This is a genomic window from Pseudoalteromonas sp. NGC95 (genome assembly GCF_015864705.1).
Taxonomy (GTDB): Bacteria; Pseudomonadota; Gammaproteobacteria; order Enterobacterales; family Alteromonadaceae; genus Pseudoalteromonas; species Pseudoalteromonas arctica.
In genome coordinates this window covers 180,123-206,110 of the sequence record NZ_JADYWR010000002.1, presented here as the reverse complement: position 1 = coordinate 206,110, position 25,988 = coordinate 180,123, and the positions used below count along the sequence as shown (strand labels likewise).

At 40.3% G+C, this 25,988-nt stretch carries 25 protein-coding genes; 9 read left to right on the top strand and 16 right to left on the bottom strand.

The genetic code is table 11. The features are described from left to right. Nucleotides 1-99 precede the first annotated feature (99 nt). The 8 genes from fis to rsmD all read right to left on the bottom strand — a co-directional run bounded on the left by fis (nt 100) and on the right by rsmD (nt 8,012). A complete protein-coding gene (fis, locus tag I6E70_RS03280) occupies nt 100-390 on the bottom strand; it encodes a DNA-binding transcriptional regulator Fis (protein ID WP_002957804.1) in 291 nt (96 codons plus the stop codon). Between the two features lie 19 nt (nt 391-409). After that, nucleotides 410-1,381 (bottom strand): tRNA dihydrouridine synthase DusB, encoded by a 972-nt coding sequence (gene dusB / locus I6E70_RS03275; protein ID WP_010553368.1) that lies wholly within the window; start codon nt 1,379-1,381, stop codon nt 410-412. Nucleotides 1,382-1,662: 281 nt separating this feature from the next. Continuing rightward, the gene (gene prmA, locus I6E70_RS03270) at nt 1,663-2,544 is read right to left on the bottom strand and encodes a 50S ribosomal protein L11 methyltransferase (protein WP_024590609.1); all 882 of its coding nucleotides are present in this window, start codon (nt 2,542-2,544) and stop codon (nt 1,663-1,665) included. 67 nt (nt 2,545-2,611) lie between these two features. Then, nucleotides 2,612-4,459, bottom strand: a complete 1,848-nt coding sequence (rpoD, locus tag I6E70_RS03265) for an RNA polymerase sigma factor RpoD (RefSeq protein WP_007586533.1) — start codon at nt 4,457-4,459, stop codon at nt 2,612-2,614. Between the two features lie 124 nt (nt 4,460-4,583). After that, nucleotides 4,584-6,335, bottom strand: coding sequence for a DNA primase (dnaG, locus tag I6E70_RS03260; protein WP_007586534.1), 1,752 nt, complete (start codon nt 6,333-6,335; stop codon nt 4,584-4,586). Nucleotides 6,336-6,579: 244 nt separating this feature from the next. Further along, nucleotides 6,580-7,026, bottom strand: coding sequence for a GatB/YqeY domain-containing protein (locus I6E70_RS03255; protein WP_007586535.1), 447 nt, complete (start codon nt 7,024-7,026; stop codon nt 6,580-6,582). Between the two features lie 19 nt (nt 7,027-7,045). Further along, nucleotides 7,046-7,261, bottom strand: coding sequence for a 30S ribosomal protein S21 (rpsU, locus tag I6E70_RS03250; RefSeq protein WP_002957797.1), 216 nt, complete (start codon nt 7,259-7,261; stop codon nt 7,046-7,048). Between the two features lie 145 nt (nt 7,262-7,406). Continuing rightward, the gene (gene rsmD, locus I6E70_RS03245) at nt 7,407-8,012 is read right to left on the bottom strand and encodes a 16S rRNA (guanine(966)-N(2))-methyltransferase RsmD (protein ID WP_165725129.1); all 606 of its coding nucleotides are present in this window, start codon (nt 8,010-8,012) and stop codon (nt 7,407-7,409) included. Nucleotides 8,013-8,240: 228 nt separating this feature from the next. Between rsmD and ftsY the strand changes: the two genes are divergently transcribed. From ftsY to rpoH, 4 genes are all read left to right on the top strand, one after another. Continuing rightward, the gene (gene ftsY, locus I6E70_RS03240) at nt 8,241-10,442 is read left to right on the top strand and encodes a signal recognition particle-docking protein FtsY (RefSeq protein ID WP_442960292.1); all 2,202 of its coding nucleotides are present in this window, start codon (nt 8,241-8,243) and stop codon (nt 10,440-10,442) included. Between the two features lie 87 nt (nt 10,443-10,529). Then, the gene (ftsE, locus tag I6E70_RS03235) at nt 10,530-11,207 is read left to right on the top strand and encodes a cell division ATP-binding protein FtsE (RefSeq protein ID WP_007582842.1); all 678 of its coding nucleotides are present in this window, start codon (nt 10,530-10,532) and stop codon (nt 11,205-11,207) included. Beyond that, complete coding sequence (gene ftsX / locus I6E70_RS03230; RefSeq protein ID WP_007582840.1) at nt 11,204-12,190, top strand: permease-like cell division protein FtsX; 987 nt, start codon at nt 11,204-11,206, stop codon at nt 12,188-12,190. The genes ftsE and ftsX overlap by 4 nt, the downstream gene beginning before the upstream one ends. A gap of 314 nt (nt 12,191-12,504) precedes the next feature. Continuing rightward, nucleotides 12,505-13,368, top strand: coding sequence for an RNA polymerase sigma factor RpoH (rpoH, locus tag I6E70_RS03225; protein WP_007582838.1), 864 nt, complete (start codon nt 12,505-12,507; stop codon nt 13,366-13,368). A gap of 342 nt (nt 13,369-13,710) precedes the next feature. Here rpoH and I6E70_RS03220 read toward each other — a convergent pair whose 3' ends face one another. The 4 genes from I6E70_RS03220 to gpmM are packed head-to-tail and all read right to left on the bottom strand — an operon-like array spanning nt 13,711 to nt 18,509. Then, nucleotides 13,711-14,472 (bottom strand): divergent polysaccharide deacetylase family protein, encoded by a 762-nt coding sequence (locus I6E70_RS03220; protein ID WP_197188015.1) that lies wholly within the window; start codon nt 14,470-14,472, stop codon nt 13,711-13,713. A 49-nt stretch (nt 14,473-14,521) separates the two neighbouring features. Next, nucleotides 14,522-15,787: a S41 family peptidase gene (locus I6E70_RS03215; RefSeq protein WP_197188014.1), complete on the bottom strand. Its 1,266-nt coding sequence runs from the start codon at nt 15,785-15,787 to the stop codon at nt 14,522-14,524. 34 nt (nt 15,788-15,821) lie between these two features. Continuing rightward, a complete protein-coding gene (locus I6E70_RS03210) occupies nt 15,822-16,961 on the bottom strand; it encodes a murein hydrolase activator EnvC family protein (protein ID WP_007582832.1) in 1,140 nt (379 codons plus the stop codon). A 3-nt stretch (nt 16,962-16,964) separates the two neighbouring features. Then, complete coding sequence (gpmM, locus tag I6E70_RS03205) at nt 16,965-18,509, bottom strand: 2,3-bisphosphoglycerate-independent phosphoglycerate mutase (RefSeq protein WP_007582830.1); 1,545 nt, start codon at nt 18,507-18,509, stop codon at nt 16,965-16,967. A 603-nt stretch (nt 18,510-19,112) separates the two neighbouring features. Here gpmM and I6E70_RS03200 point away from each other — a divergent pair. From I6E70_RS03200 to gpsA, 4 genes are read left to right on the top strand one after another with little or no spacing between them, the layout of a single operon-like run. Further along, nucleotides 19,113-19,544 (top strand): rhodanese-like domain-containing protein, encoded by a 432-nt coding sequence (locus tag I6E70_RS03200; RefSeq protein ID WP_002957784.1) that lies wholly within the window; start codon nt 19,113-19,115, stop codon nt 19,542-19,544. Between the two features lie 31 nt (nt 19,545-19,575). After that, nucleotides 19,576-19,833, top strand: a complete 258-nt coding sequence (gene grxC / locus I6E70_RS03195; protein ID WP_002957783.1) for a glutaredoxin 3 — start codon at nt 19,576-19,578, stop codon at nt 19,831-19,833. A 34-nt stretch (nt 19,834-19,867) separates the two neighbouring features. Continuing rightward, complete coding sequence (secB, locus tag I6E70_RS03190; protein ID WP_010553360.1) at nt 19,868-20,353, top strand: protein-export chaperone SecB; 486 nt, start codon at nt 19,868-19,870, stop codon at nt 20,351-20,353. Nucleotides 20,354-20,356: 3 nt separating this feature from the next. Beyond that, nucleotides 20,357-21,364 (top strand): NAD(P)H-dependent glycerol-3-phosphate dehydrogenase, encoded by a 1,008-nt coding sequence (gpsA, locus tag I6E70_RS03185; protein WP_007582822.1) that lies wholly within the window; start codon nt 20,357-20,359, stop codon nt 21,362-21,364. Nucleotides 21,365-21,434: 70 nt separating this feature from the next. On the opposite strand, the gene trmL is transcribed toward gpsA, so the two are convergent. Next, nucleotides 21,435-21,899: a tRNA (uridine(34)/cytosine(34)/5-carboxymethylaminomethyluridine(34)-2'-O)-methyltransferase TrmL gene (gene trmL / locus I6E70_RS03180; RefSeq protein WP_007582820.1), complete on the bottom strand. Its 465-nt coding sequence runs from the start codon at nt 21,897-21,899 to the stop codon at nt 21,435-21,437. 161 nt (nt 21,900-22,060) lie between these two features. Between trmL and I6E70_RS03175 the strand changes: the two genes are divergently transcribed. Continuing rightward, a complete protein-coding gene (locus I6E70_RS03175) occupies nt 22,061-22,927 on the top strand; it encodes a cation diffusion facilitator family transporter (protein ID WP_165725209.1) in 867 nt (288 codons plus the stop codon). On the opposite strand, the gene I6E70_RS03170 is transcribed toward I6E70_RS03175, so the two are convergent. Genes I6E70_RS03170 through I6E70_RS03160 form a run of 3 tightly spaced genes read right to left on the bottom strand, consistent with a single transcriptional unit; the run spans nt 22,887 to nt 25,920 of the window. Beyond that, entirely contained in the window at nt 22,887-23,834 is a 948-nt protein-coding gene (locus I6E70_RS03170; protein ID WP_007586153.1) for an alpha/beta fold hydrolase, read from the bottom strand. The genes I6E70_RS03175 and I6E70_RS03170 overlap by 41 nt on opposite strands. 3 nt (nt 23,835-23,837) lie before the next feature. Further along, on the bottom strand, nt 23,838-25,253 hold the full coding sequence (locus tag I6E70_RS03165; RefSeq protein WP_024590618.1) for an ATP-binding protein: 1,416 nt from the start codon (nt 25,251-25,253) through the stop codon (nt 23,838-23,840). Continuing rightward, nucleotides 25,231-25,920: a response regulator gene (locus tag I6E70_RS03160; RefSeq protein ID WP_007586150.1), complete on the bottom strand. Its 690-nt coding sequence runs from the start codon at nt 25,918-25,920 to the stop codon at nt 25,231-25,233. The genes I6E70_RS03165 and I6E70_RS03160 overlap by 23 nt, the downstream gene beginning before the upstream one ends. Nucleotides 25,921-25,988: the final 68 nt, after the last annotated feature.

The following is a 25,988-nucleotide window of genomic DNA, read 5'->3' as shown; positions in this document are numbered from 1 at the left end:
GGTGAGCATTTTGCAACACGGCTATTAAACTACGGGCATAAAAAAAGCACCCTAGGGTGCTTTTTTAATAATTAGCTGTGATAAATCACAGCCAGCATATTAGTTCATGCCGTATTTTTTAAGCTTTTTACGTAAAGTACCACGGTTGATACCTAGTAAAATTGCTGCACGAGTTTGGTTACCACGTGTATATGTCATCACTTCTTCAAGTAATGGCGCTTCTAGCTCTGAAAGAACAAGGTCGTAAACGTCTTGCACATCTTGACCGTTAAGCTGCTTTAAATAGTGGTGAACAGCTTTTTTTACTGCATCACGCAATGGCTGCGGTTTCTCGTGTGACTGAACATGAGGGTTAGTGATAAATGGAGAAGTCACGTTTTGTTCGAACATTATTAAGTCTCTTTCTTTCTTAGTTAGCTGCTAGTGTTTTAAAGTATTGCTCTAATGCGACGACCTGTGCTTGTGGGTTGTCGAGCGCATTAAATACTCGCCTAAACTGACCATCACTGTCATGGGTTTGCAAATACCAAGATACATGTTTGCGAGCAATTCGCGCTCCCATTGGCTCACCGTAAAACAGATGGAGGTTTGTTAAATGCTCCATTAAAATACTGCGCACCTCTGCAATAGCAGGCGGCTGTAAGTGTTCCCCAGTTCGCAAATAGTGGTCTATCTCCCTAAATATCCAAGGGCGACCTTGGGCGGCTCGGCCAATCATAATGGCATCTGCACCCGTATAGTCTAAAACCTGTTTTGCTTTTTCTGGTGATGTAATATCACCATTGGCAACAACAGGGATCGACACTGAACGTTTTATATCCCTAATCGTGGCGTACTCAGCATCACCTTTGTACATACATGCGCGCGTACGCCCATGTACAGCAAGTGATGCAATGCCATAACGTTCAGCTATTCTCGCAATCTCTACACCATTACGGTTATCCGGATCCCATCCTGTACGGATTTTAAGTGTCACAGGTATATCAACAGCATTAACGACTGCATCAATAATCTCTTCCACAAGTTCAGGAAACTGTAATAAGGCAGAGCCTGCGAGTTTCTTGTTCACTTTTTTTGCTGGGCACCCCATATTGATATCTATGATCTGTGCACCGTTAGCAACATTGAATTGTGCGGCCTGCGCCATAAGCTCAGGATCTGCTCCTGCAATTTGCACAGCGCGTATACCCGACTCACCGCTGTGATCCATACGGTTCATCGACTTTTCCGTTTTCCAAACCTTAGGATTAGACGATAGCATTTCAGAAACAGCTAGCCCTGCGCCTAAACGACGGCAAAGTTGTCTAAATGGTCTGTCTGTAATGCCAGCCATTGGCGCGACAATTACATTATTCTCAAGTTGGTATTTACCGATACGCACTATATTCAATAGGCCTCTTTTCAAGGGGCGCTAAGTTTACGGTTTTTTTCACAAAAATCAAAGGCTATAAATTGAACAAAAGTAACTTTTTTTTGCCCTTTTCGTATTGACATTTGATAACCACATGACAAGTAGGTTGATTTGTTTGAAATTTATACAAGTTTTATTTTTTACACAATAATCAGAAAACTTTTAATATGTAAAAAAATAGTAAAGCCTGTTAAATACAGGCTTTACATGCAGGTTTTGAGTTAATGCTCTAAATTTGGTTATGCAGTTTATTACGCTTTTTTAGTGCCACTTACTCGAGTCCAATCACCTTCAACGGCAATATCATCTAGTTCAATAAATGGTGCATAAATATCAGCAACTGATTGTGCTTGTTCTTCTAAAATACCCGACATGGCAATTTTGCCGCCAGGCTTTAATAAACCTAAAATTACACTGTGCAATTCGCGAAGTGGCTGGGCTAATATATTTGCCACTACTATGTCGGCGGTAAACTCAGGTTGGTTTTCTGGAAGGTATACTTCAAGTTTGTCTGCAACGCCATTGCGGTTAGCATTATCGAGGCTTGCCTCAAGCGCTTGAGGATCAATATCAATCCCAATCATGCGCTCTGCGCCTAGTTTTATAGCTGCAATACCTAAAATGCCTGAGCCACAACCAAAATCAACAACCGTTTTACCTGTTAGATCTTGGCTTTCTAACCACTTAAGACACAAGGCCGTTGTTGCATGTGTGCCCGTACCAAAAGCAAGGCCAGGGTCAAGCAGTACATTTACTGCATCAGGATCTGGAATGTCGCGCCAGCTTGGACAAATCCATAGTCTTTCACCAAATTGAATAGGGTGGAAGTTATCCATCCATTCACGTTCCCAGTCTTTATCCTCAAGCTGCTCTATTTTGTATACTAAATTGTCTTTTAGTTCATCATGGCGTTTCAATAACGCAACGACTGCATTCATATCGTGATTAGCTTCAAACAAGCCAATTACTGTTGTATCAGCCCAAAATACAACGGTGCCAATTTTGGGTTCGTAAATAGGGGTGTCTTTTGCGTCAATAAAGGTTACTGAAGCACTACCCGCTTCCATTAATAGGTCACTTACTGCATCTGCTGTTGCAGCATTGGCGTTAATACGAATTTGGATCCAAGCCATGATTATTTCCTTCAAATAGAAAAAAGGCCGCTATAGCGGCCTTTTTAGTTTATATAGTAGCGCTAAATTATTTAGCGTCTAAAAAGCTTTTCAGTAAATCTGAGCGAGAAGGGTGGCGTAATTTACGCAGCGCTTTCGCTTCTATTTGACGAATACGTTCACGTGTTACGTCAAACTGTTTACCTACTTCTTCTAAGGTGTGGTCGGTATTCATATCAATACCAAAACGCATACGTAGTACTTTAGCTTCACGGGCTGTTAGGCCTGCAAGTACATCGTTAGTTGCGCCACGAAGAGACTCCATTGTTGCCGAATCAATTGGCGAATCAATAGTTGTATCTTCGATAAAGTCACCTAAGTGAGAATCTTCATCATCACCGATTGGTGTTTCCATTGAAATTGGCTCTTTAGCAATCTTAAGTACCTTACGGATTTTATCCTCAGGCATCATCATGCGTTCTGCTAATTCTTCTGGATTTGGCTCACGACCCATTTCTTGTAACATTTGACGAGAAATACGGTTAAGTTTATTAATCGTTTCAATCATATGTACTGGAATACGGATTGTTCTTGCTTGGTCAGCAATAGAGCGAGTGATTGCTTGACGTATCCACCACGTAGCATAAGTAGAGAACTTATAACCACGGCGGTATTCAAACTTATCAACTGCTTTCATCAGACCAATGTTACCTTCTTGAATTAAATCCAAGAATTGTAAGCCACGGTTTGTATATTTTTTAGCTATTGAGATTACAAGACGTAAGTTAGCTTCAACCATTTCTTTTTTTGCACGGCGTGCTTTCGCTTCACCAATGCTCATTCGACGGTTAATGTCTTTAATACGCTCAATGCTTAAACCTGTTGTTTGTTCAATAACAGATAGTTTATTAATGCTACGAATGATTTCTGGCTTAACTTCTTCAAGTTTAGCTGAATACTTTTCGTTACCTGAAATTTCTAAATCTACCCATGAAGCGTCAGTTTCGTTGTTAGCAAAATGCTTAACGAATGTTTTCTTCGGTAATTTAGCAATTTGTACAGCTTGTTTCATGATTAGACGTTCTTGAACGCGAACACGATCCATCATTTCACGCATGTTATTTACCATGCGGTCAAACTGTTTAGGTATTAATTTAAAGGTTCTGAAAAGCTCACCAATTTCAAAAATGGCGGCTTGTGATTCAGGATGCGAACGACCTTTAGCTTCAAACGTATCACGTGCTTTATTGTATAAATCACGTAAATTTTCAAAATGAATGCGCGCTTCTTCAGGATCTGGCCCTGTGTCTACTTCTTCTTCATCTTCGTCATCGCTATCAGCATCATCTTTGTCATCTTTATCGTCATCAAGTTGCTTAGCACTTAATTCTGAACCGATATTAGTTGCTGAAATTGGCGCTGTATCTTCATTAGGATCGATAAATCCAACGATGATATCGCTTAAACGCATTTCTTCAGCTTCAAACTTATCCCACTGCTCTAGCAGGTAAGTGATTGCTTCAGGGTACTCTGCAACAGAAATCTGTACTTGGTTAATGCCTTCTTCGATACGTTTAGCGATTACAATTTCGCCTTCACGTGTAAGAAGTTCAACAGTACCCATTTCACGCATGTACATGCGAACCGGATCCGTTGTACGGCCGATTTCTTTTTCTACAGTCGCAAGGGCTGCAGCGGCAGCTTCAGCTGCGTCTTCGTCTGTCGTTGTTTCTTGCATCATTAATTCATCAGCATCAGGCGCGTTTTCGCTAACCTTGATACCCATATCATTAATCATGCTTATGATATCTTCTACTTGATCTGAGTCTATAATGTCTTGTGGAAGGTGATCATTTACTTCTGCAAAAGTTAAGTAGCCTTGCTCTTTACCTTTTTGAATCAGAAGTTTTAATTGTGACTGAGGAGTTGGATCCATAGAGATTGTTTCTTCCACTCTGATAAGTTGATACAACAGGCGCCATCATGTAGTTTGCATTAAAGCCAACTAGAATAATGTGACGCAGTGAATAGCACAGTATAACAGTTTAAATCAATTTTGACTAGCTGTTAGTGGCTTTTAACGCTGTCATTAACAAATGACACTCAAGTCTTTCGTCGCTACTAAGGCCTTGAGTCTTGTCCTTTATTAATAGGGTCTCGAGTCGATAATTTAAACACTGATCTTCAATAAACTTGAAAGTATTTTTAAAAACCGTCTCTAAACGCTCTTCATTTATGTCGTGTTGCCACGTTGCAAGCTTGATTAAGGGCTCGTAATCTTCAGTTCCTCTAAAAAATTCGAGTAGTTGCGCTGTGGTAATGCTTTCTTTTTCTAAAGCTTGCTCTTGTAAGCGTAATAATAGCCCTATACCAGCAATATTCATTTGTGCGAGTTCAGGCAAATATGGCACATTTTTAGCCAAATTAGGATGTTGAATTAAAATACCAATCGCTTGACGCATTGGTGTTATTTTAAACTTACGTTCAATCGAATGCTGTTGCTTTGGCGTTTTTAAACGGTTATTTAATTGCTCACGTGTTCTTCCGATTAAACGCCCTAACTGTTCAAGAATGTTTTCTTGATAAAATTCACTTGGGATTTTTTCAATGAGTGGAAGTGCTGCACTGAGTAATTTAGCTTTTCCTGAGTCGAGTGTTAAATCAACTTCTTGGCTTAGTTTATTAAACAATACTTTGGTAAAGTCATCTGCTTGGCTTAGGCGCAATTCGAATTGCTCCTTACCTTCTTTTTGTACAAGAGAGTCAGGGTCTTCGCCATCGGGTAAAAAAGTAAATTGCAGTGCTTTACCGTCATTTAAATAAGGAAGTGCGTTTTCAAGCGCCCTCCAAGCTGCATCACGGCCAGCTCTGTCGCCATCGTAACAACAGATTACTTTATCTGTTGTTCTAAACAGCGTATGCATGTGCTCGCTTGTTGTTGCGGTACCTAGTGATGCAACGGCATATTCAATCCCTTGCTCGGCTAAGGCAACAACATCCATGTAACCTTCCACAACCATTACATGCTCAAGTTTTTTATGGGCTTGCTTTGCTTCATAAAGTCCGTAAAGCTCAAAGCCTTTATGAAAAATTCGGGTCTCTGGCGAGTTTAAATATTTTGGCCCTTGGTCGGCTTGCATTACACGCCCACCAAATGCAATAACGCGTCCGCGTTTATCGCGAATAGGGAACATTAATCGGTCGCGGAAAAAATCAAATTGTCTGCCCGGTGTTTTTTCTGAAGCTAGCTTTAATTCAACTAATTGCTCTTTTTGTTCTTTATTACGGCCAAGCTGAAGACATAATCCATCCCATTCGCTGGGGGCGTAGCCAATCATAAACTTTTTAACTGTCTCACCACTTAAACCACGGCCTTTTACATATTCAATAACGGCGGCAGAATTACTGTGGTGTTTTAATTGGTGCTGATAAAAGCGCGCAGTATGAAGCATTAAATCGTAATCAGAGCGCTTTTGCGCAGCAGTACGTTCTGGTGCTGAGTTTGTGCCTTGTTCTCGAGGTACTTCTAAGTTAAGCATGCTTGCTATTTCTTCAATAGCATCTACAAACTCAAGCTTTTCATACTCCATTACAAACGAAATAGCATTACCATTAGCGCCACAACCAAAGCAATGATAAAACTGTTTGTCTTGCGATACGGTAAATGAGGGCGATTTTTCGTTATGGAATGGGCAACAAGCTTGATAATCCTTACCTGCTTTTTTTAGACCTACTTTTGAGTCTATCAGGTCGACAATATCGGTTCTGGCAAGTAAATCGTCTATAAAGTTACGTGGGATCTTTCCAGCCATTAGTAAAATACAGTCCTGAAATAATAAGAAGAATAACGAATATGAAATTTACTTTTTTATACTTGCTTGATGCAAAGTATAGCGTGCTTTAACTTACCAAAATGATAACAAAATAAATAGGGAAGCTATAAAAAATTTCATTTTAAAGTAACCTAGTAGGTGTATTTTTTATTAAAGTTAAAAACAAAGAAACCGAGCGCAAGGCTCGGTTCACTTCAATCATACTTTAATGTATGTGGGAGTATTAGGCAGTTAATCGTTGCTTAATTAAACCAGAGATTTTGCCCATATCGGCACGACCTTCGGCTTTGCTTTTGATTATACCCATTACTTTACCCATGTCTTGCATACCTGCTGCGTTAGTATCAGCAATAGCCGCATCAATGAGAGCAATGATTTCTTCTTCACTCAATTTTTGAGGTAAGAAAGTTTCAAGTGCCACTATTTCATTGGCTTCAATATCAGCTAAATCATCACGCCCAGCATCTTTGTACTGAGTGTAAGAGTCACGACGTTGTTTAACAAGCTTCACTATAACGGAGGTAATACCTGCGTCGTCTAGTTCTATGCGCTCGTCAATTTCACGTTGCTTGATTGCAGCAAGTACCATACGAATAGGGTTAAGACGTTGTTTGTCTTTAGCTCTCATCGCATCTTTTTGCGCATCTTTTAGCGTTATTAAAAGGCTCATTTATACAAGACCTAATATATTAGTATAATTTAACGCGACGTGCGTTATCACGAGAAAGTTTTTTCATGTGACGTTTTACTGCAGCAGCTTTTTTACGCTTACGCTCAGCTGTTGGCTTTTCATAGTGCTCGCGACGACGAACTTCTGAAAGGATTCCTGCTTTTTCACATGAACGCTTGAAGCGACGAAGTGCTACGTCAAACGGTTCGTTCTCTCTTACTTTAATTACTGGCATTAAAAATTCACCTACCTAAATTATGAGCGTTGCTCAAGTTGATCAAACATTGATCAAGTGGTTCAAAAATGGTGCGGTATTGTAATCCGAAGCAACACCACATGTAAAGGACAATATTAACAGAAACGCATCATGTAAAACAGTATTAATTTGCTTGGCGCTGGTAGAGTTTGCAAAACACTTGGCCTGCCTTTTTTTCTTTAATTAACAACCAGTTGCTCGGGTTATTGAAGGTGGTTAACTCTGTTTCTACTTCAACATAAATTAATGCATCATCGCTTAACCATTGGTTTTTTTCTAATAAATCGCAGGTTGTTTGCGCTAAATCTTTACGAAATGGTGGGTCAACAAATACAAGATTAAACGCTTCGTTTGTGTTTTTTTGCTCTAAAAAGGAGAGTGAATTAGTATGTTTAACGTATGCGTTGTCGAGTTTTAAAGTGCTAATGTTTTGTTCTAATTGCTTGGCAGCTGACGAGTCGAGCTCGATAAATGTGGCGTTTTTAGCAAATCGAGATAGCGCTTCAAATCCTAACCCACCAGAACCTGCAAAACAATCAAGTACATTTGTGTCACGCGTATCTTGCATTAGCCAATTAAATACAGTTTCTTTAATTCGATCGGTAGTAGGTCTTAAGCCTTCTACATTTTTAACAGGGAGTTTTCGGCCTCGAAATTGGCCACTAATCACTCTAATAAAGCCATCACTGGGCTTGTTAGTAGCTTTATTTTGCGTTGTTTTTTTTCTCATTTAGCTCACTAAAAAATGGTATATGGTATCTAGCTCAGATAATATTATGGGTGATTACGTGTAGCTTCATTTTTCAACCGTATTAAAAGTGTTACTATTGAACACTTACGTTTTGAATGGTTGTATTTATTAGCAACTATTGCTGGGCATTGCCAAGCTATTTCAAATTTTAGTTTATCAGATTTTTATAAGTGGTTATTAGCAAGTATGACAAAAAAAAGTAAATTCATGTCGTGGCTCGGTTTTGGCAAGTCAGATAAAAAAGAAGCAGAGCAAAAAGCAGCCGCTGATAAACAACAAGCATTAGCGCAAGAAGAAGCGCAGAAGCTAGAGCAAGAAAAGCTTGCACAGCAAGCTGAAGTTGAACGTTTACGAGCCGAGGCGGAAACAGAGCGTTTAGAGCTAGAGCGTATTGCTGCTGAACAAATTGAAGCCAAACGTTTAGAGCAAGAAAAGCTAGCACAGGAGCAAGCTGAAGCTGAACGTTTAAAAGCAGAAGCCGAAACAGAGCGCTTAGAGCAGGAGCGTATTGCTGCTGAACAAATTGAAGCTAAACGTTTAGAGCAAGAAAAGCTAGCACAGGAGCAAGCTGAAGCTGAACGTTTAAAAGCAGAGGCCGAAACAGAGCGCTTAGAGCAGGAGCGTATTGCTTCTGAACAAATTGAAGCAAAACGTTTAGAGCAAGAGCGTGCTGAAAACGCAGAAAAGATTGCCATTGAGCAGGCCAATGCTGAATTGCTTGCAAAACAACAAGCTGATGCAGAAGCGCAAAGACAAGAATATGCACAACGTTTAGCCGATCAAGAAACGCAGATGCGCTTAGAGCAAGAGCGATTGGCTGCAGAAAAAGTAGAGGCTGAGCGACTAGAGCAAATACGCCTTGAAAAAAAGGATGAAGCTGTAAAAGCTGAAAAGCTTGCAATAGAGCAAGCGAATGCTGAGTTATTAGCAAAAGAACAAGCAGATGCTGAAGCACAAAGACAAGATCAAGCAAAACGTTTAGCAGAACAAGAAGCGCAAATGCGTTTAGAGCAAGAACGCATTGCAGCTGATAAAGCAGAAAGCGAACGTCTAGAGCAAGTACGTACTGCTGCTGAAAAAGTAGAAAGCGAGCGTTTAGAGCAAGAACGCATTACTGCGGAAAAAGCAGAAAATGAACGTTTAGAGCAAAAGCGCATTGCGGCTGAAAAAGCAGAAAATGAACGTTTAGAGCAAGAGCGCATTGCGGCTGAAAAAGCAGAAAACGAACGTTTAGAGCAAGAGCGCATTGCTGCTGAAAAAGCAGAAAATGAACGTTTAGAGCAAGAACGCATTGCAGCTGAAAAAGCAGAAAATGAACGTTTAGAGCAAGAGCGCATTGCGGCTGAGAAAGCAGAAAACGAACGTTTAGAGCAAGAGCGCATTGCAGCGGGAAAAGCAGAAAACGAGCGTTTAGAACAAGAACGTATAACAGCAGAGCTTGCAATTGAAGAAGCTAAAAAAGCAGAAAAGCCGAAAAAAGAAGGGTTTTTCTCTCGTCTTAAAAAGGGCTTGTTAAAAACTCGCGTTAATATAGGTTCTGGTTTTGCATCTATTTTTAGTGGTAAAAAAATAGATGACGAATTATTTGAAGATCTTGAAACACAGCTGCTCACCGCCGATTTAGGCGTTGATACCACCATGAAGTTGATTGATAGCTTAACTGATGCTGCAAACCGTAAGCAGTTAAAAGATGGTGATGCGCTTTATGAGTTAATGAAACAAGAAATGGCGGCGATGCTAAAAACGGCTGAACAGCCTTTAGTAATTACCAAAGATAAAAAGCCATTTGTTATTTTAATGGTGGGCGTAAATGGCGTTGGTAAAACAACGACTATTGGTAAGATGGCTAAGCAATTTCAAAGCGAAGGTAAGTCGGTTATGCTGGCTGCTGGCGATACGTTTAGAGCGGCTGCTGTTGAGCAACTTCAGGTTTGGGGTGAACGTAACAGCATTCCTGTTATTGCACAGCATACGGGTGCAGATAGTGCATCGGTTGTTTTTGATGCATTCCAAGCTGCAAAAGCACGTAATATAGATGTGTTAATTGCAGATACAGCGGGTCGCTTGCAAAATAAAGATAACTTAATGCAAGAGCTTGAAAAAATAGCTCGTGTTATGAAAAAAATTGATCCTGATGCGCCGCACGAAGTGATGTTAACCATTGATGCTGGCACAGGTCAAAATGCAATTAGCCAAGTGAACTTATTTAATCAATGCGTTGGCTTAACTGGTATTACGCTTTCAAAACTTGATGGAACTGCAAAGGGTGGTGTTATTTTTGCGGTTGCAGATAAGTTTAATATTCCAATTCGTTACATTGGTGTTGGTGAAGGTATTGATGATTTACGCGCTTTTAAAAGCGATGACTTTATTGATGCGTTATTTAGCCAAGATGAGGACGACGTTTAATTTACCAAAAGAGGGAGCTTGCTCCCTTTTTAATTGCGAGGAATACCAATTTTATTAGTAAACTAATTGAATTGGCATAATAAAAAGATGATAAATTTTCAGCAAGTAAGTAAGACTTATCCTGGAGGGCACCGCGCCCTCGAAAAAGTTAATTTTCATGTTAAACCGGGTGAACTTGCCTTTTTAACCGGCCACAGTGGTGCGGGTAAAAGTACGTTGCTTAAGTTAATTAGCTTAATGGAACGTCCATCGGCAGGCAGTGTATTTATCAACGGTGTTGATTTAAATAAAGTAAACTCGCGTCAAATTCCTTATGCTCGCCGTGATATAGGTATTATTTTTCAAAACCACCGTTTACTAGAGCGCTATACTATTTTTGATAACGTGGCACTGCCTCTTATTATTGAGGGTACTCACCATAAGCAAATAGCTAAACGTGTTCATGGTGCGCTTGATAAAGTAGGCCTGATAGACAAAATAAAATGTCATCCGTCTATGCTCTCTGGAGGCGAGCAGCAACGTGTTGGTATTGCCAGAGCAATCGTAAATTCCCCGCCAATTCTGTTAGCCGATGAGCCTACAGGTAACCTAGACCCTGAGCTTTCAATGGAAATCCTAAAGCTGTTTGAGGACTTTAATAAACACGGCACCACTGTTCTTATAGCGACGCATGACTTAGGTTTGGTTGCACGTATGAAGTACCGCAGTCTAACCTTAAAAGATGGCCGCATGCTTCAAGATCCGCTCGCTGAGGGAGCACTATGAGTTTACTTTTTAAAAGTCGTCAAAATAGTAACGACAAGCAAAAAAAATCAGTATTAGCTGGCGGTTATTTTTTCATTATTAATATTTTTCGCCAAGGTGTTCATAGCTTAGGTGAAATGTGGCGTACGCCGCTTGCATCTATGATGACTATTGCTGTACTTGGTTTGAGCCTAACGTTACCTGCAACACTTTATCTCGTTGTTAAAAACGTCCAGCAAGTAAGTAGTGGTTTTGAAGAAGCGAGTGAAATATCGTTGTTTGTAAAAGAAAGTATGAACGAGCAAGAAACGCAAACATTAGTAAAGCGTTTAGCACTTTATCCAGAAGTGGAAAGCGTTGAATTTATATCAAAGCAAAAAGCATTAACTGAATTTAAAGACGTATCTGGCTTTGGGCAAGCTTTAGAGTACTTAGATAAAAACCCATTACCTGATGTGGTACTTGTTACTCCTACAAAACGTCACAGACACCCAAATGCAGCTAAAGTACTGCTAACTAAATTAGAAAGTGAACGTGAAGTTGATTTTGGTAAGCTCGATATAGCGTGGCTAGAGCGTTTAAATGCATTACTAGATTTACTGAAAGAAAGTGTAATAACCATCGCATTATTACTGCTTACCTCAGTGACGCTTATTATTGGTAACACCATCCGTTTGTCGATCATGGATAAAAAAGAAGAAATACAAGTAATGAAGCTAGTCGGCGCAACTAACACCTTTATACATGCCCCATTTTTGTGGACCGGTATTTGGTATGGTGTAATAGGTGGTTTATTTGCCTTTATATGCGTAGGACTAATGATGTGGTGGCTTTCAAGCGCTGTGAGCAGTGTAGCGGGGGTGTATCAAACAAGCTTCTCGTTAATTGGATTATCGCTTAATGAGCTCGGCTTTTTAGTGTTACTTGCAACAAGCTTAGGATTTGTAGGCTCGTACCTTTCTGTAAATCGATATATTAAAGAAATAGAACCCGATAAAGTATAAACAATCCTGCAAACTATAAGTGAACCAACCCAGCTTGATATGCGTATCGTACCGAACTGGGTTGTACCTCCTGTTATTAAAACTGTCATATTTATGTACTATCCTCCCATGAAGTAATGAGTTGTAAATAAGGTGATGCAGCGAGGTTAACCTGCTGCTGCCCCTCAATTCATCACTTATTCAGTCGCTTGTAGTAGACTAAACACATACTAAAAACTGCTTGATTTATACTTTAAAAAAGTTTTAAATTGGGGTTAGCACTCTTAAAGAAAGAGTGCTAAGATAGTTTCAAATGTTTATCACCGAGGTGAAAAATGAGTAAAGATTTATACGCAATGGCACTTACAGTCGGACAACAAAGCGCAAGCATGGACGGTTACCTTCAAGCGGTAAGCACTATTCCTATGCTTAAAGTTGAACAAGAGCAAGAACTTGCTAAAAAGCTTCAGGAAGAAGGTGATCTTAGTGCTGCCAAGCAACTCATTATGTCGCATTTACGCTTTGTAGCACATATTGCTAAAGGCTACTCGGGATACGGCTTACCACAAGCTGACCTTATTCAAGAAGGTAATATAGGCCTGATGAAAGCGGTTAAACGTTTTGACCCTACAGTGGGTGTGCGTTTAGTATCGTTTGCAGTGCATTGGATTAAAGCCGAAATTCACGAGTTTGTGCTTAAAAATTGGCGCATAGTTAAAGTTGCAACCACTAAAGCGCAACGTAAATTGTTTTTTAATCTTCGTAAAAACAAAAAGCGTTTAGGTTGGTTTAATCAAGCTGAGGTTAGTACCGTTGCTAGCGAGCTAGGTGTGAGTGAAAAAGAAGTACGTGAAATGGAATCGCGCATGAGCGGCCAAGACATGGGCTTTGACCTAACGGGCGACGATAACGACGACGCACCAACAAGCACGTACTCTCCAGTACAATATTTAACAGATGGCGCAGCTGATTTAGCTGACGACGTTGAACAAGAGCAGTGGAAGGAGCAAGCGCATACTCGTTTATTTAGCGCACTTAAAACACTAGACGAACGTTCACAAGATATTGTTAGCGCACGTTGGTTGTCGGATGATAAGGCGACTCTTCAAGAGCTTGCACAAAAGTACAGTGTATCTGCTGAACGCGTTCGCCAGCTTGAAAAAACAGCGATGAAAAAATTACAAAGTGCTATGAGCTAATATTGCTCAAGCAGCAAATTTAAAAGCCCTGCATTAAAATGCGGGGCTTTTTGCTTTCGCGTAGGTTGGTTTGAGAGAAGCGAAACCCAACGATAAAATATCCAATTAAGTAGTACCAATCCGCAATAATACTTAATCATTTTGCGGGGCTAAGCGTGTCGCTACCTGCGTTAAAAAATTCTCAATTAGAACAACTAAATAGCAGTTTTTTTGCCTGGCTATCAACTCGTTTTTCCGCCCTCAAAATAGATCACTTAATTAAGCAGATTGGTATAATACCGATACTCTGTATTATCGAATGGTTAGTTTATCATTCGGATATAGCCTTATTTAAAGATTATATCACCGAGCACTAATCCCTTTACCCTCAGCCTGCGCCAACTGAATGTATTTACGCTCAACCAGCTGCGAAACCGGCACGAGTTCAAAGCCTTGATCTATTAACTGGGGTAACGCTTCACGCAAGAAATCAATTGTTTCTGGATAGGGGTGAGCAATTGCAATGGCAAAGCTATGAGTAGTGGCTAGTTGTTTTAATTCTTCAAGCCTTAGCTGGAGTTGTTCTGGTGTAGTTATATTGTCTAAGAACACTTGGCGACTAATATTGGCAACACCTAAAAAGTTAGCAGCGTTTTGTGCTTGGCTTAGATCGGTTGTGCGGCTATCTAAAAAATATAAATGGCGCTTTTTGAGCACCTCCATTGTCCACTTCATAGCTTGGCTTTGCTGCGTAAGCGCTGAGCCCATGTGGTTATTAACGCCTTTAACTTGCGGTAAACTAGCGAGAGCGGTTCCTAGAGTTTGCTGAAGCTGCTCTTTATTCATGTTTAAAGTAAGCGCGCCAGGTCCGAGTTCTTTACCGTTAAGTGCCTGCATAGGTACATGAAGTAATAACTCTTTATTTGATTGACTAGCAAGCGTTGCAAAAATTTGCGAATAAGGGGTGTGGGGCAAAATTGAATACGACAATTGCCCTGGTAAGGAAAGGAATTCTAAGTCCCGTTGATGATAGCCTATATCGTCTATCACTATTGCTATTTGTTTAGCGCTAATTCTTGCTGAGCTAAAACAAATAGCTAATATTAGCCATTTTATTATTTTCACGTTTATAGTTTTTATTATCTTTTTAGCTTTGTTTAACAGCTTATACAAGTTACTGCATGCTGAGTAATTGTTTTGCTTTAACTAACTGTAAGTCGGCTAAGTTACCAGTAAGTAATTGCGCGTTACTGTTAGTGTGTTCATTTTTTATTATAACGGCTTTATTACTTTGTGAAAGGTTTGTTTGATTAACCGCCATATCTGGGGTTATTCCTATTCCATCAATCGATTTACCTAGCGGCGTAAAGTATTTAGCTGTGGTGAGTTTTAATGCAGTGTTGCCGTCACCTAGAGGAATGAGCGATTGTACAGAACCCTTCCCAAAAGACTGACTGCCAACAACGGTTGCTCGTTTATTATCTTTAAGTGCTGCTGCAAGTATTTCGGCTGCAGAGGCTGAGTTTTCATTTATAAGCACAACAATGGGGGCATTTTTTAGAATGTCTCCACGCTTTGCATAAAATGCTTGGTTGGCATCGTAAAAACGTCCTTTAGTAGTCACTATAGTGCCACTTTGTAAAAATAGGTCTGATACCGCTACTGCGCTTTGTAATGTACCCCCTGGGTTATCACGTAAATCAATTACTAAGCCTTTAAGTGGGTAACCAAAGTGGCTTTGCAGGGCCGCAACTTGCAGAGCAATCTCATTCAATGTGTGGTTAGAAAAATTATTGATAGCTATATAACCAGTACCAAAATCTAGAAGTTCGCTTGTTACGCTTTCGAGGTTTATTTGGCGGCGTGCTACATGAAACGTGAGTGGGTTTTTATTGTTATCACGACTTATAATTAGCTCTATATTTGAAAATTTACTGTCTCTTATTAGTGTTGCTACTTCATCGATTGTACGGTTTTGGGCTGCTTGGTTGTTTACACTTACAATAATATCGCTTGGCAAAATACCCGCTGCTTTTGCGGGGGAGTTATTAACCACATTAACAATAGTCATATTCTCGTCGATATTTTTAACCTCAATACCAATACCTGTATAGCGCCCGTTTGTGTTATCAAATAATGAGGTTAGTTCGTGCTCATTTAAGTACTTAGAGTAAGAGTCGAGCTTTGAATATAAGCGCTCAAACTGTTGGCTATTATATTTAATGTGGTGGCTATTTTGTAAGGTGAGATCTTCAACGTAGTAGGCATGGATGTTAAAGAGTATTTCGTCTATTTGTTGTCTTTTAAGATCTTTAATCGAGCTTGCTAGTACGTTACTAGAAAAAGCGATTAAGGTTAGTAATACAAGTAAATACAGACTTATATAAAAGCCTGTATTTTTTTGAACAATGGTAATTACTGCAGTTTTTTTAGTTGTCATCAGCTGCTCCAGAGCGGTGCAGCGATTTATTTAATTAAATGCGTTTGCACCATTTTACAGGATTTACTGCGCGTCCTTTGTGGCGTATTTCAAAGTATAGACCAGAACTAGCTTGTCCGCCGCTTTGGCCAACTAAAGCAAGGGTTTCGCCTTCGCGTACCATGTCGCCTACATCTCTTAGCAGTGTTTGGGCATGACCATATAGGCTCATAAAACCTTCACCATGGTCTACAACAATTACCCAACCATAGCCCTTTAGCCAATCGGCAAATACAACTTGGCCGTTATGTACGCTATTAATATTAGTGCCTTCTTTTGCACCAATTAATACGCCTTTCCAATCAATACCACCATGTTTACGTTGGCCGAATGTGTGCTCTAACTTGCCTTTGCTCGGCCAGTCCAATTTACCTTTGTTTTCATTTAGGCCCAGTAATTCAATTTTCTGTGTTTTTTCTTTTTCGAGCTCTTCAATTGTTGCTACCAAAGTTTGTTGGTTTTCTTTTAAATAGTTTATTGAACTTTTGGTGCTGTTGAGCTGAGCTTGTAAATTTTTAAGATTAGCTTGGCGTTCACTTTGTGCATTAAGCAATGCAGTTTGACGTCTTTTTTGCTCATCAAATAAAAGCGCTAGTTTTTCTTGTGTTTTAACAAGCTCTTTTTGGTTTTGTACTATTTGCTTTTGAAGGTCTTTTAGATCTTCAATTTGTTCAATACGGGCTTTATTTAAGTAGTTGTAATAACTAAGTGTGCGCTCAAATTTTGCAGTGTCTTCTTGATTTAACAGCATTTTAGAGTAGTCGTCGCCACCGGCCATATAGGCGCTTTTAAGTTGCGCGGCTAAAATTTTCTGAAATTGAGTGTGCTTTTTATCGAGCTCATCGGCTTTATTTTGTAGCTCTTTTTGCTGTGTTTTAGTTTCTTTTACTGATTGTTCTGCCATGTTAAGTGCTTTAGCATTTTTAGCTATATCGAGTTCATGGCTTTTTAGGTTTTTTTGTAGCGACGCTATTTTTTTTCTTTGGGCGTTATACTCAGCTTGGCTTTGCTCAAGTGCATTTTGAACTTCTGATAAGTCTTTTTTAGTACGATCCTCATTAGCAACTGCAGATGCAGTCACTAATGAAGTTAGTATTAAACCGCACTTAATTAACCGGTTAATACGTCTATTCATGTGTTATTTCAACATCATGATAGGCGTACCAGTCATTTCGCTTGGTTGCTCCATGCCCATTAAGTGAAGCATTGTAGGGGCTACATCGCTTAATGCTTTACCTTGCATAGGCTCTGCATCGCGACCAACATATATAAAATGTACCGGTTCACTAGTGTGGGCAGTATGCGCTTGGCCTGTTTTAAGATCAGCCATCTGCTCAGCATTACCATGATCGGCTGTTATTAGTGCTTCACCACCAAACTCTTCAAGTGCATCAACAACACGTCCGATACAGCTATCTACAGCTTCACAAGCTTTAACAGCAGCTTCAAATACACCAGAGTGACCAACCATATCGCCGTTAGGGTAGTTACAAATAATAGCATCGTATTTACCGCTTTTAATTGCTGCTACTAGTTTGTCGGTTAGCATTTCTGAGTTCATTTCAGGTTGTAAGTCGTAGGTTGCAACTTGCGGCGAAGGAATTAGCTCGCGTGTTTCGCCTTTAAATTCACTTTCGCGCCCGCCACTAAAGAAAAACGTAACGTGTGCGTACTTTTCAGTTTCTGAAATGCGAAGCTGTGTTTTGTTATTTTTTTCAAACCACTCACCAAGTACGTTTACTAACGGTGTTGAACCAAAGGCAATAGGTGCATCTATATCGGCTGCATACTCTGTCATCATTACAAATGCACTAAGCTCTGGCGTTCTTTTTCTTGCGAATCCATCAAAATCAGGCTCAACAAAAGCGCGAGTAATTTCGCGGGCTCTATCTGCTCTAAAGTTGGCAAAAATTAGAGTGTCGCCATCGTTTATTGAAGCAGGAGCGGCGCCTGTTGGTGTAATGGTTGTAGCGGCCACAAATTCGTCGTTTTCGTCGCGCTCGTACGCTGCATTAAGTGCCTCTACGCCGTTATCAAAATTAAAGTCACCTTCAGCTAATGCAATTACGTTGTAAGCTTTTTCTACGCGGTTCCAACGGTTGTCTCTGTCCATTGCGTAGTAGCGGCCAATAAGTGACGCCAAACGACCGCATTTAAGTTCGCTAAATAACGCTTCAATACGTTCGATTGACGCTTTAGCACTACGTGGAGGTGTATCGCGGCCATCTAAAAAGCCATGAAAGTAAACTTCTTTAGCGCCACGTTTTGCAGCAAGTTTTATGCTAGCAACTATGTGGTCTTCATGGCTATGCACACCACCTGGGCTTAAAAGACCCATTATGTGAACTGCTTTTCCTGCACTTACCGCTTTATCTATGTTTTCAACTAAGGCTGGGGTTGAATCAAATTCGCCATCGTTAATTGCTTTAGTGATACGGGTAAAATCTTGATAAACAATGCGACCAGCACCTAAGTTCACATGGCCAACTTCTGAGTTACCCATTTGACCATCAGGAAGACCAACATCTAAACCCGAAGCTGATATTAATGTGTGTGGCCGTGTGGCCCATAAATTGTCTAATACCGGTGTGTTAGCTGCAAGAATAGCATTACTTTGCGTATCTTCGCGGTATCCCCAACCGTCTAAAATCATTAATACCAGTGGTTTTTTATGCTCTGTCATAATAGCTCCTGAAAATTAGTATCTGTTGATGGATACTGTGCACCTAAAAGGTTTATTAGCGTGGTTTTAGCATACCGTGTTTTTAAGCTAGGATCAGCATTGAAAACAAGATATTAAATTTTTTCACTTATACCTCATTGACTAACCTGAACTCTGCTTGAGATAGATTTATTATCCAGAGTTCTTGTTAACTATATATGGGGGGCTTTATCGTTTTTTAAACGTCTCTAAGTGCTCCTAAACTCGCATTTTAGGTTGGTTTGGGTATACTTGCGTGGCTAAAGTACAAAATCCTTAAAATATTAGGGCGTGTTGCACTTTGGTGGTTGAATTTGCAGCAGTATGTTTGGTTTTTAGGCAAGGCAGAGCCTATGAAATGTGGTTACTCCCCATAAATAGGCGATAACGTAGCATAAATACCAAACATACGCTGCCCGTTGGGTTCTTTCTAGGGACTATTACCTCTTTGTTGCTCGGTTTTTACTTAGCCCACTAGGTTACAAATCTCGCGCCGCGATTTAATCGCCCCTAGATTGAACAAATTTCAATCCACAAAGGCCAACACGCCCTAGGTTTAAAACATAATTTCATAGTGGAAGTAGAATGGATCAATATATTGAATTTATTACAAATCATCCCATTTTAAGCCTTGCTTGGGTTGGTATTGTTTTCCTTATTGTTAGTGGCTGGATAAAAAGTAAGCTTTCAGCTGTTCGTCAAATAAATCCTCAGCAGCTTACGTTACTTATTAACCGTGATGACGGTCAAGTAATCGATATACGTGCGCAAAAAGAGTTTAATGCAGGGCGTATTTCTGGTGCTGAGCACTTAAGCCCAGAGAATGCGAAAAAATCTGACTTTTCAAGCCTTGAAAAGTACAAGACTAAACCCATTATAGTTGTATGTACTACAGGTATGACTGCCCAAGGTACTGCAGCCGCTATGAGTAAAGCTGGTTTTGAACGAGTTTACTTATTAGCAGGTGGCATGGGTGCGTGGCAATCTGCCAGCTTACCAACTACAACAGGTCGCTAATCAGTTTAGCTAGGCCGATAGAGGATTTATTATGAGTAATGTTGTTTTATACACCAAGGCGTATTGTCCATTTTGTCAGCGTGCTCTTTCGCTTTTAAACAGCAAAGGCGTTGAATACACAAATTATGATATTGGTGTACAGCCCGAGCTACGCGATGAAATGATTGCCAAAGCAGGTGGTGCAAGCACAGTACCGCAAATTTTTATTAATGATGAACATATCGGTGGCTGCGACGACATGATGGCTATTGAAGCGCAAGGTAAACTTGACGCCAAGCTAAACGCTTAATTTAATTATAATAACGAACAAGTTAGGAATAACAATGAACGAAGAAAATCAAAACGTAGCAGCTGCAGAAGCCGGCGCACAATTTACTATTCAACGTATTTACACTAAAGATGTATCGTTTGAAACGCCAAACTCTCCGGCCATTTTTCAAAAAGAATGGACGCCAGAAGTTAAGCTAGACCTAGATACACGCTCTAATAAACTAGACGAAGGTGTATTTGAAGTTGTTTTAGCGCTAACTGTAACCGCTTCTCTTGGTGAAGAAACTGCGTTCTTATGTGAAATTCAACAAGCAGGTATTTTTACTATTGCTGAAGTTGAAGAAGTGCAACTTGCGCACATGCTAGGTGCATTTTGTCCTAACGTGTTGTTCCCATATGCACGTGAAGCTGTTTCAAACCTTGTTAACCGTGGTACTTTCCCACAGCTTAACCTTGCGCCAGTTAATTTTGATGCGTTATTTGCACAATACATGCAACAACGTACTGCGCAAGCTGACCAGGCTTCAGCAGACGCATAACTTATGAGTACAGCAACTACAGCTGTTACTGTATTAGGGGCGGGGTCTTACGGCACCGCCCTTGCTATTTGTTTAGCCCGAAATGGTCACCACGTGACACTTTGGGGAAGAAATAGCGACGACGTTGCCACGCTTGCAGCTGAGCGGAAAAATCAACGTTACTTACCTGATGCTCCTTTTCCAGATACTCTTACTCTTGAAGCTAACTTACAACATGCCGTTGCTAGCAGCGCTATTGTACTTGTTGTTGTGCCAAGCCATGCTTTTGGCGACACACTTGCGCAGATTAAACCTGCATTGCAAGACGGTGCTAAAGTAGCGTGGGCAACTAAAGGGCTTGAGCCTAATACTGGACGTTTGTTACAAGAAGTGGCTTTGCAAGAATTAGGTGATGATATTCCACTTGCGGTACTGTCGGGTCCTACGTTTGCAAAAGAAATGGCGATGGGGTCACCTACAGCTATTTCAGTGTCTTCTACGTCGCCTGAATTTGCTCAGCAGCTCGCTGATTTACTTCATTGTGGTCGCTCATTCCGTGTGTATAACAATGATGATTTTATTGGTATACAGCTCGGTGGTGCGGTTAAGAATGTAATTGCCATTGGTGCCGGTATTTCGGACGGTGTTGGTTTTGGCGCTAATGCGCGTACCGCACTTATCACCCGAGGTCTTGCAGAGCTTACTCGTTTAGGTTGCGCTCTTGGTGCTAAGCCAGAAACCTTCATGGGAATGGCAGGCCTTGGCGATTTAATACTAACGTGTACAGATAACCAATCACGTAATCGTCGATTTGGTTTAGCGTTAGGTAAAGGCGAAAGCGTTGATGCTGCTATTGAATCAATTGGTCAAGTAGTTGAAGGCTTTAGAAATACCAAAGAGGTGTATTTATTAGCGCAGCGTAGCGGTGTAGAAATGCCGATTACCGAGCAAATTTATAAAGTGCTTTATGAAAATAAAGATATGAAAGAAGCTGCAATGGCGCTATTAGGCCGAGAGCAACGTTCTGAATAATTTTATAAGCGTTTATAAAACTAAAAAAACCGACGTTATGTCGGTTTTTTGTTGTTTAGCTCAAAGCTATTTACTGCGCGTTAGGAAAACCCAACTGGCGCCACGACTCGTAAACAAACACGGCTACTGCGTTTGATAAGTTCATGCTGCGGCTATTGGCTTGCATAGGAATACGTACACGCTGCTCTTTTGGCAGTGCTTGGATCATATCGTCAGGCAGGCCGCGAGTTTCTGGGCCAAATACCAAGCAGTCACCCGCTTCGTAACTTGCTTCATGGTGAAACTGACTACCTTTGGTTGTACATGCATATATTTTTTTTGGTTTACATTTTTCAAGGTAATCTTCAAATGAGGCATGGCGTTGAACATGACTAAATTCATGATAATCAAGTCCTGCACGTTTCACGCGCTTATCGTCCCACTCAAAACCTAGCGGCTCAATTAAATGTAATGCATAGCCGGTATTGGCACATAGGCGAATAATATTACCAGTGTTAGGCGGTATTTCAGGTTGGTATAAAACAATATCCAGCATAATGAGCCTTATAAAATAATCTGTAGTTTGACGAAGGGCAGTATACACGAAACCTTTTAAAAAAATGATATACTCACACTATTGAGTACTCCTAATTATCGGATTAAAACGTGCATAACCGTAGCTACGAATTTTGGGTTAAAACTTCAAGCATTGTTACCATGGTAATGGTTAGTTTAATGATTGGCGCAAAAACATGGGCATGGCTGGCTTCTGGCTCTGCCTCAATGCTTGGCTCGTTAACTGATTCGTTAATGGATATTACTGCCACCGCCATGAGTTTTTTAGTGTTAGGTTACGCACTGCGCCCAGCAGATGATGACCATAGATTTGGACACGGAAAAGCTGAAGCACTTGCTGGACTTGGGCAAGCCGCGTTTATTGCAGGCTCAGGTTGCCTACTTGCTTTTCATGGTATTGAGCGATTATTTAACCCTATACAGTTAAGCCATTCTTTATTAGGTGTGTGGGTAAGTATTTTTGCTATTGCGTGCACGCTCGTCATTGTATTTGTACAAAACAAGGTGGTTAAATACACCGATTCAATTGCTATAAAAGCCGACTCAGTACATTACAAAGGTGATTTAATATTAAATGCTGCTGTGCTATTAGCTATTTTGTTAGCTTATAATGGTGTGTTGTATGCCGATCCTGTTTTTGCGATAGGTGTAGCGGGTTACTTACTTTATAACAGCTGGGATATTGCTCGCGATAGTGCCGATCATTTAATGGATAAAGAACTGCCAGATGATGAAAAGCAAAGCATATTTGATATAGCCAGAGCCCATGCTGATGTACATGGTGTGCATGATATTCGTACGCGCCAAGGCGGAAAAGTTAAGTTTATCCAAATGCACTTAGAGCTTGATGATCATTTAAGTTTGATTCGCGCACATAACGTAGCTGATGAAGTAGAGGCAATGCTTAAAGAACGCTTTGAGTCTGAGGTAGATATACTGATCCACCTCGACCCTTTGTCGGTACTTATTAAGCCGTCACCGACTCACAAAACTGATACAAGCTTTTAAGCAATGGCTGGCGTATTTCATCACGTTCAAAAAACAGCTCGTGTTTAGCGCCTTCAAAGCTTTTAAGTACCGTGTTTACGTGCCTGTTTGCTAATTTATATTGGGCATTGTTATCAACCACTTCGTCGTTTTGCGCACTGGCAATATAAAGTGGAATAGTCACGCTTAAGTTATCCACAGAAGTTATAAATGCAAACGTCGCATTTAGCCAGCCGTAAGTAACACCGCCGAGCTGTAGTAATGGCTCTTCTTGATATGTTTGCCTAAATAGCTCGTAACGCACTGGGCTGCTGGTTAATACATTTGTAGCAAACTCATCGGGTATGTAATCGGTTTGCCCTAGTGCGTAATTGTCTTTTTGACCCAAAAGGGTTGCAGTACTTGCTATTAATTTAGCTAAAGGCTTTGGTGTGTTTTTTGTATAAATATCAAGCATAGGCGCTGATAAAAACGCGCCACTAAAGTTGTGTTCAAAATGCGCAAGATAGTCAAATGCTATGGCGCCGCCCATTGAATGACTCACTAACACCTTTTTACCTTGCCAATGAGTATCCACTATTTGTGTATTAAATAAGTTTAGGTCTGCGCTGTAATCTTTAAATTGATTAACATGGCCTTTGTGCTTATTTAGTAGGTGGCGATAAGAGCGGCCTTGTCCTTGGTGATCGGCTATGAATATGGCAAAATTATTGTTATACAGCTCCCATAACAACTCTTTATATTTATCTAACCCTTCAAGGCGCCCAGAGCTTATTACAATGGCATTTTTGGCTTTATCTGGTATGGCATAAGCATAAAATAATTGCCCGTTAGGTGTATCTAAATAAGCTTTAATTAGCGTGTTTTTATAAAAGTTATTAATTGTTATTTGATTACTCTTAAGCTCACGCTCACTACTATAAAACATGCTTTACTCTTTTATTAATGGCAAGGTTATATTAGCACACAAGCCACCTAGTTCTTTATTTGATAATACTAAACTGCCGCCATGCGCAGTAATAGCATTTTTAGCAATCGCAAGACCTAAACCCGTGCCACCACTTACGCGATCCCGCGCATCTGACTGTCTAAAAAAGGGCTCGCAAAGCTTGCTCAGTTGATCATCTGGCACACCAGAGCCATCGTCACATATTTCTATATAAATGGCATCAGCATGCTTTAGAGTAATGCTAATTGTATTATTTGCGTATTTAATAGCGTTGCGTAATAGGTTTTCAAGCGCACTGGCAATAAGGCCTTCGTCGCAATTAATGTTTACGTCTACAGCGCCCACTATATTTAGCTGCTTATTATTTTGTTTTGCTTCAAACTGCGCATCGTTAATAACGTGATCTACAATTATTTGCAGTGATTGTTTTTGCAGTGAAAGCGCTTGGCTTTTTGCTTCTAAGCGAGAAACTTGCAGCACGTCGGCAATCATTTTATCGAGTTGGTTAGCTTCTTTTTCTATGCGTAATAAATACGATTGGCTAGCGTCGTTAGCTTGCATTTGTGCAAGTCCGGTAGCCATTTTTAAACGTGTAAGAGGCGATCGTAATTCATGTGATATGTCGGCTAATAAGCGTTTTTGTGAACTAATTAAAAGCTCTAACTGATTAGCCATGCTGTTAAAATCTCGCCCTAGTATTCCTAGCTCATCTTTTCGGTTTACAGAAATGTCGGCTCTTGCGCTTAGGTTACCCGCTGATAGTTTAATTGCCGCTTTTTTAAGGCTATTTATAGGGGCTATTAAGTTACGGCTAAATACAAAGCTTAAAATAAGAGAGGCAACAATTGCGATGACTATTTTCATCCAATTAGGCATAAGCTTAAAGCGCATTATTAGCGGTGGTTGATGGTTAATATCTATTTCGTAAAGATAAAAACTGCCTTCAGGCACGTTTATATTAACAGGGCCGAAGGCTTGATATTTCTCAGTGAAAATAATTTGCGGTGACATATTTTGAGTGAAGTTTAATAAACTTAAGTCGATGCTCTCTGGCACCTCTTTACTACTAAGAGAGTCCTCGCTTTGAGCTGCGCTTAAGTATAAAAGTTTACGCTTTGATAGGCGAGGGTGTACTAATACTTCGCTTAGGCTGCGCTTATGTTTAATAGCAGTGCGCTCAATACTTTTGGCGGTGTATATTAGGTTTTTTTTCATCGGGCCATAAAGTGGCTCGTTAGATACCGCATTAATAGCGGTTATATTACTTAAAAATATAAGCGCTGCTACGGTGCCGATTATAGTTAACCAAAACCAAATAAATACTTTAAAAAACAGGTAGTGCCCAGGATGTTTTAACCAAGCAAAGTAAGTGCTTTTATTCGCCTTGGATAAAGACATAACCCGTACCTCGCATTGTTTTAATTCGCTCACCTGGAATATGCTCAGCTATTTTTTTACGGATATTACTTACATGCATATCGATAGAGCGATCAAAAGAAGCTAAGCGCCTGCCTAGCACTTCTTCGCTAATTTGCTCTTTACTAACAACTTCGCCTGCATTTTTACACAATAGCGTGAGTATTTCGTACTCTGTACCGGTAAGGGTTAGTGTAGAGCCGTCGATTGAGGCCTCTCGCGCTGCAAGGTTAACAGTAATACCATTAACGAGTAACTTACTCGTGGTAGCTGCATTTAAGCTATTAATGTGCTCAATACGGCGTGTTATTGCTTTTACGCGGGCTAGTAATTCACGATGATTAAAAGGCTTTGGTATGTAATCGTCAGCGCCTAGCTCTAGACCAAAAATACGGTCAAAGTCTTCACCTTTTGCAGTAAGCATTATTACCGGTGTGAGTTTTGTTTGCCTAAGCTGTTTAAGCACTTCAAAACCATCAAGCGTTGGTAACATTACATCTAGCAATATAAGGGCGTAGTCATTTGCTTGTGCTAGTTTAAGGCCCTGCTCACCGTCGTGTACGCTTTGTATTTCAAACCCTTGGGCAGTTAAATACTCACTTAATAGCTCACAAAGGCCAGTGTCGTCATCAATCATTAATAGTTTCATTTACAAACCCTTAGAGTTGTTTATAGCGTTATTTTACCGGCTAAATAGTGCAAAGGTGAATCTTTACA

Bases quoted from the DNA above. Each gene is read 5' to 3' on its own strand.
- fis (WP_002957804.1), bottom strand. From the start codon at position 390: ATGTTCGAACAAAACGTGACTTCTCCATTTATCACTAACCCTCATGTT.
- prmA (WP_024590609.1), bottom strand. From the start codon at position 2,544: ATGGCTTGGATCCAAATTCGTATTAACGCCAATGCTGCAACAGCAGAT.
- rpoD (WP_007586533.1), bottom strand. From the start codon at position 4,459: ATGGATCCAACTCCTCAGTCACAATTAAAACTTCTGATTCAAAAAGGT.
- dnaG (WP_007586534.1), bottom strand. From the start codon at position 6,335: ATGGCTGGAAAGATCCCACGTAACTTTATAGACGATTTACTTGCCAGA.
- I6E70_RS03255 (WP_007586535.1), bottom strand. From the start codon at position 7,026: ATGAGCCTTTTAATAACGCTAAAAGATGCGCAAAAAGATGCGATGAGA.
- rpsU (WP_002957797.1), bottom strand. From the start codon at position 7,261: ATGCCAGTAATTAAAGTAAGAGAGAACGAACCGTTTGACGTAGCACTT.
- rsmD (WP_165725129.1), bottom strand. From the start codon at position 8,012: ATGAGAAAAAAAACAACGCAAAATAAAGCTACTAACAAGCCCAGTGAT.
- ftsY (WP_442960292.1), top strand. From the start codon at position 8,241: ATGTCGTGGCTCGGTTTTGGCAAGTCAGATAAAAAAGAAGCAGAGCAA.
- ftsE (WP_007582842.1), top strand. From the start codon at position 10,530: ATGATAAATTTTCAGCAAGTAAGTAAGACTTATCCTGGAGGGCACCGC.
- ftsX (WP_007582840.1), top strand. From the start codon at position 11,204: ATGAGTTTACTTTTTAAAAGTCGTCAAAATAGTAACGACAAGCAAAAA.
- rpoH (WP_007582838.1), top strand. From the start codon at position 12,505: ATGAGTAAAGATTTATACGCAATGGCACTTACAGTCGGACAACAAAGC.
- I6E70_RS03215 (WP_197188014.1), bottom strand. From the start codon at position 15,787: ATGACAACTAAAAAAACTGCAGTAATTACCATTGTTCAAAAAAATACA.
- I6E70_RS03210 (WP_007582832.1), bottom strand. From the start codon at position 16,961: ATGAATAGACGTATTAACCGGTTAATTAAGTGCGGTTTAATACTAACT.
- gpmM (WP_007582830.1), bottom strand. From the start codon at position 18,509: ATGACAGAGCATAAAAAACCACTGGTATTAATGATTTTAGACGGTTGG.
- I6E70_RS03200 (WP_002957784.1), top strand. From the start codon at position 19,113: ATGGATCAATATATTGAATTTATTACAAATCATCCCATTTTAAGCCTT.
- grxC (WP_002957783.1), top strand. From the start codon at position 19,576: ATGAGTAATGTTGTTTTATACACCAAGGCGTATTGTCCATTTTGTCAG.
- secB (WP_010553360.1), top strand. From the start codon at position 19,868: ATGAACGAAGAAAATCAAAACGTAGCAGCTGCAGAAGCCGGCGCACAA.
- gpsA (WP_007582822.1), top strand. From the start codon at position 20,357: ATGAGTACAGCAACTACAGCTGTTACTGTATTAGGGGCGGGGTCTTAC.
- trmL (WP_007582820.1), bottom strand. From the start codon at position 21,899: ATGCTGGATATTGTTTTATACCAACCTGAAATACCGCCTAACACTGGT.
- I6E70_RS03175 (WP_165725209.1), top strand. From the start codon at position 22,061: ATGGTAATGGTTAGTTTAATGATTGGCGCAAAAACATGGGCATGGCTG.
- I6E70_RS03170 (WP_007586153.1), bottom strand. From the start codon at position 23,834: ATGTTTTATAGTAGTGAGCGTGAGCTTAAGAGTAATCAAATAACAATT.
- I6E70_RS03165 (WP_024590618.1), bottom strand. From the start codon at position 25,253: ATGTCTTTATCCAAGGCGAATAAAAGCACTTACTTTGCTTGGTTAAAA.
- I6E70_RS03160 (WP_007586150.1), bottom strand. From the start codon at position 25,920: ATGAAACTATTAATGATTGATGACGACACTGGCCTTTGTGAGCTATTA.